This window comes from Pseudomonas sp. (genome assembly GCF_026224925.1).
GTDB lineage: Bacteria > Pseudomonadota > Gammaproteobacteria > Pseudomonadales > Pseudomonadaceae > Aquipseudomonas.
This window is the reverse complement of the sequence record NZ_JAMFRV010000638.1, coordinates 1-5,093: the sequence shown is the minus strand read 5'-3', so window position 1 is coordinate 5,093 and position 5,093 is coordinate 1. Positions and strand designations below refer to the sequence as shown.

At 58.0% G+C, this 5,093-nt stretch carries 5 protein-coding genes; 3 read left to right on the top strand and 2 right to left on the bottom strand.

Annotation, left to right across the window (positions count from 1 at the left end):
• Positions 1-1,308, top strand: a 1,308-nt coding sequence (gene proP, locus M0974_RS26505) for a glycine betaine/L-proline transporter ProP (RefSeq protein WP_297844121.1), incomplete at its 5' end; no start/stop codon positions are given.
• A gap of 121 nt (positions 1,309-1,429) precedes the next feature.
• Here the strand turns inward: proP and M0974_RS26500 are convergent.
• Positions 1,430-1,753 (bottom strand): 2Fe-2S iron-sulfur cluster-binding protein, encoded by a 324-nt coding sequence (locus tag M0974_RS26500; protein WP_297844117.1) that lies wholly within the window; start codon positions 1,751-1,753, stop codon positions 1,430-1,432.
• Positions 1,754-2,072: 319 nt separating this feature from the next.
• Here M0974_RS26500 and M0974_RS26495 point away from each other — a divergent pair, with 319 nt between their 5' ends.
• Together M0974_RS26495 and M0974_RS26490 are read left to right on the top strand one after the other, a co-directional pair.
• Entirely contained in the window at positions 2,073-3,014 is a 942-nt protein-coding gene (locus tag M0974_RS26495; protein ID WP_297844116.1) for a Rieske 2Fe-2S domain-containing protein, read from the top strand.
• Between the two features lie 66 nt (positions 3,015-3,080).
• Positions 3,081-4,124, top strand: a complete 1,044-nt coding sequence (locus M0974_RS26490; protein ID WP_297844113.1) for an aromatic ring-hydroxylating dioxygenase subunit alpha — start codon at positions 3,081-3,083, stop codon at positions 4,122-4,124.
• A 767-nt stretch (positions 4,125-4,891) separates the two neighbouring features.
• Here M0974_RS26490 and M0974_RS26485 read toward each other — a convergent pair.
• Positions 4,892-5,093: hypothetical protein (locus M0974_RS26485; protein WP_297844111.1), on the bottom strand; the 202-nt coding region annotated here is incomplete at its 5' end.

Here is a 5,093-nt window from a genome sequence, read left to right as displayed (position 1 = left end):
ATGATCGCGGCGTTGGCCACCTTCTCGGTGCCCTTCCTGATTCGGCCGTTGGGTGGCCTGTTCTTCGGGGCTTTGGGTGACCGTTACGGGCGACAGAAAGTCCTGGCGGCAACTATCGTGATCATGTCGCTTAGCACCTTCGCCATAGGGCTGATTCCGTCCTACGCCTCAATTGGCATCTGGGCACCTGTCCTGCTGCTGCTGGCCAAAATGGCCCAAGGCTTCTCGGTGGGCGGCGAATACACCGGCGCCTCGATCTTCGTCGCCGAATATGCCCCGGACCGCAAGCGCGGCTTCCTTGGCAGTTGGCTGGATTTCGGCTCGATCGCCGGCTTCGTCCTCGGCGCAGGCGTGGTGGTGCTGATCTCCACTATCCTGGGCGAAGAGAGGCTCCTTGAGTGGGGCTGGCGTCTGCCATTCTTCCTCGCCCTGCCCTTAGGTATGCTCGGACTTTACTTGCGCAATGCGCTCGAAGAGACCCCGGCCTTTCAGCAGCATGTCGAGAAACTCGAACAGGGCGATCGCGAAGGCTTGGCGGCAGGTCCCCGAGTGTCGTTCAAGGAAGTGGCCACGAAGTACTGGCGCAGCCTGCTGACTTGCATCGGCGTGGTGATAGTAACCAACGTCACCTACTACATGCTGCTCACCTACATGCCGAGCTACCTGTCACACGACCTGCACTACAGCGAAAGCAGTGGCGTGCTGATCATCATCGCCATCATGGTCGGGATGCTGTTCGTTCAGCCCCTGTTCGGGTTCATAAGCGACAAGGTTGGCCGGCGGCCATTCATCATCACCGGCAGCGTCGGCCTGTTCTGCCTCGCCATTCCAGCCTTTATGCTAATCAACAGCGGCAAGCTCGGGCTGGTTTTCGGCGGTTTGCTGATACTGGCCGTACTGCTCAACTTCTTCATCGGTGTGATGGCCTCCACCCTCCCCGCGATGTTCCCCACTCACATCCGCTACAGCGCCCTGGCCAGCGCCTTCAATATCTCGGTGCTGATCGCCGGCCTGACCCCGACTGCAGCGGCCTGGCTGGTGGAAAGCACCAACAACTTATACATGCCTGCCTACTACCTGATGGTGGTCGCCGTCATCGGCCTGATTACCGGCATCTCGATGAAAGAAACGGCAAACCAACCACTGCGCGGCGCGGCCCCAGCGGCTTCCGACATCGAGGAAGCCCGGGAGCTGCTGCAGGAGCATCACGACAACATCGAACAGAAGATCGAAGACATCGACATAGAAATCGCCGAGCTGCAAGCCAAGCGTGACCATCTGGTGCAACAGCATCCTCGTATCAACTAGCGGGGCGGTCGGTACAGCGGGCGAAAGGGATAGCATTGCCGCGCCCGGTGATGAGTCGTCACTGCCTCGGCGCGAATCTTGGCTAACTTTCTCCGTGCAAGGTTCAATCGCAAAAGCGCCCTCAGACCTGTGTGGGCGGAAACTGCACCACCATCCCGTCATGTTCGTCCCTGATCGTGACACAACACCCCAGTCGGCTTTGCGCTAGGCGTGGAGAGGCGGCGCAATCGAGCATTTCCTCTTCCATGCCATCCATGGGCGGCAATTGCTCGAGGCCAGGTTCGAGGATATAGACGTGACAGGTCGCGCACTGACAAGCGCCACCGCAATCGCCCAGCACGCCAGTCAGGCCGTTGTTCAGCGCTGTTTGCAAGATGCTCGCACCCACATTGGCCTCTACGGTCTGCTCGCTGCCATCGGTATTTCTAAAGACTAATTTCGGCACTTCGTTTCCCTTTGCTTATCGTTAAAGGTGATTGGGATGACCCGTCGCTTTTCGCCAGAGCCGACAGATTGTCAACTCGCCGTGGCCGGATAAATCGTTTTACGCTAGGTCAAATGAGTGTCAGCACCTGAAGTCGCGCACTTTAGGGCCTTGCCCGGCCCCGACGAGCTAGATAAATTGAACATATTTAATAATTATGTCCATCTTTCGTTGTCAGCCTGCCTCCGTCGAGCTAACATTATCTAGCTTTCCTCTCCCGCAAAGACCGAACTTTGCGTGCGCAAACCTAAAACAACAAAAAGAAAATAGAGGTTACCCGGTGACGACCAATGCATGGTGGGCTTCGGCCCTGTCAGAGTCCGTGAACAGTGAAAAACCCTTGGCCGTGGCCTTTGGTGGGGAAGAATTGGTGCTGTTTCGCAATGCCGAAGGCCAGGCATTCGCCCTGGAGGACCGTTGCCCGCATCGTCGCGTACCGCTGTCGCTCGGCATTGTGGTGAAGTCCGGTCTGCAATGTGGCTATCACGGCTGGACCTTTGATGGCGCTAGCGGTTCTTGCACACAAATCCCGAATCTGCACGCCACCGAAAAGGTTCCTCAACGCTATGGCGCCCGAGCCTTTCCCGTGGCCGAGGCCAATGGTTTCGTGCATGTCTGGCTGGGTGAAGGTGATCCGTGCGGCGAGCTGCCCAGTGCCGATTACTGTCCCAAAGGCCGCGAATACACCGGTTCGACCATCGTCAACATGACCCATGACCAGTACCTGGCCGCGATGCTCGACGGGCCCGAATGCCTGCTGGATTTTCAAAGCGTGCGCATGACCGACTTCTTCCTGGGCGATCCACGGCCTGAGAATGGCCGTCTGGTCCTTGATCGCGGCGCGGTCTGGACCACCCAGATATTGCCGTCGAACTTCGTTATCGATTACCCGCTGATCGTGCGCACAGCGGTGCCCCTGACCGGCGGCGGCATCCGCGTGGATCTGCTGAGTGAAGAAGAGGTTCAGCTGAGTACGCTGTTCATCGCCTCCGGTGCAAATCGGCGCGGCACCACCAGCTTGTGTTGGCGTGGCTTCATGCACAACAACCGCATTGCCAAGGCTCCATTGCGCTGGCGTGCAGCCCGTGCGGTCAATCGACTGCCCTTCACGGTGCGCTCGCAGATCGATGGCGCGGCCATCGCCGCCCTTCTCGTCGCCCCTTCACGAGACCTGGCGGCCCTGCGCGATCAGGTGCTGATTCCAGTTCGCGCAGCCGTTTGACTGGGCCTTTGACCCTTGAATCGTTGACGCTAGAACCTTTTACCCTTGGAACAAGGAGAAGCTCCTATGCACCCCGTGCCTGCGTTGAGTAATGCTCAGCCGCTCGATATTCCCCGCAAGCTGCGTTCCGACTGGACGCCGATCAACTACGACCTGCGCGATGCCTGGTTTCCGGTGTCCCATAGCCGCGATGTGGGCGCCCGGCCGATTCGTCGGATTGTCCATTCACAGCCCTATTACCTGTGGCGCGAGAATGGCCAGCCCAAAGCCGCCGAGTTCCATCCCGAACGTTTGCAAGCCTTGCGCCAAGCCACCAGCGCCTTCACCGGCGGCTCCGGTTTTTACCCGGTGGTCGAGCGTTACGGCTATATCTGGGCGTGGTACGGCAATCCTGATGCCGCTGATGCGTTGCTGTTGCCGCACATTCCATTTCTGCCCATCGACGGCGACATTCCCGGCTACACCCAACGTACCGTGCGTTTTGATGCCAGCTCGGCGTTGTCGGTGGAAAACCTCATCGACCTCACCCACGCCGACTTCCTTCATGCCAACACCATTGGCGACGGTATTTCCGACTCCGATGTGGTCGAGGTGGAATGGACCTCCGAAACCGTCACCCGGACCCGCACCGTGGCGCACAAATCGGTCGCGCCCATCATGCGTTGGGTGGGTGGTGTGCGGGCCAAGTTCCAGGATTTCCGCGCGGTGCTGCACATCCATCTGCGCAGCAATGTCTGTGTGTCGTATCCACGCTTTCGGCCAGGCTACGACGTACCCAACCTCCAGCCGTTCCTGCCGGTAGGCAAATATCGCTCGCGTTGCGACGTGACCTTCAATACCACTGCGGCACCGGCGCCGTTCCGTTACGTCATGCCGCGGATCAATTACATCATCCAGCCGCAGGACAATTCGGTGGTGCGTCCGCAAAACCAGCGCTACTTCGAACAGAGCGAGCGCCGGGACATGCATTCACGCTTCGATACACCTGGCACCCGCTACCGCTACCAGATGGAGCAATTGGCCGAGCGCCAACGTCAGGGTGATTTTGCCTATGGCTCCGACGCAGAACCGGGTCGTGACATCAGCAAACTATTGGGCATGGATGACTGATGAGCACGTTCAAGCTCATTTCTGCGCTCACCCCGTTGAGTTTTCGAGTCAGAAAGTGCGTCGCACAAATCCTTGGCCAGGGCGCTGTAGATTTCATCAACGTGTTGGGTAGCGCGCGCTGCTGAAGACCCAAAGCGACCTGGTCGATAGCGTTACGCAAGCTGCGCTTGATCGTGTGCAACTGTACCGAGCACTTGGCGGCGGCTGGCCCAAGAGCTGAAACTGCGCAGGTCCTGTGGGCCGTAGCCGACCAACCGGCAGGGCAAAGCGGAGGGAGCATATTTTCGAACCGACTTTTGACAAACGCCGTGTGATAATGGACGAGCTAGCGATGCTAGCCCGCAGCAAGGTTTCGATAACTGAGTAGTTAACTATCCGTAGGTCTTTGGCCTACGGATATTTTTTTGGCTGCGTGTCGCGCTCAGAATCGGCCGATAGCAGTCGCTCGTAACGGGCAGCGGTGAAGGAATTGCTTCGTCGCAGCGTAAGGCGTCTTCCGTCTGCTAACAGATTTTTACCCTAGCCTCATGAGACTTGGGCATGGCCACCGTATTGTCGACGAGCGAGCGTCATCTGCTACTGGTGGAGGCTATCCGCTTTCGAACCAAAGCGCCCACGCCAACAAAGTCACCAGGGTGGTTTATATACCCACCACATTCTGGGGAGGCTCGTTGATCAGCACAACTGCATCGTCACGATGGGTCAGATAGATCAGGTAGTCGCCCGTCTCGAAGGTGATTTTGAAGGCTCACCGTGGTAATCAGTAGTTACGGCTTGTGACAGGGCAATGTCCATCGCCACAAAATGCTTTTATAGCGGATGTAGATGTCGTCGTTGAAAGGCGTCCAGGCATCCTGCGAGGTAGTAAAGAATGCAGGGAACTGAAGAAAGTCTTGAGCAGAAATCCTTTGCTCAATTGCGTCCGCTGAAAGTTTCGAGCGAGATCCTGGCGACAGCAGCGTGCTCGCT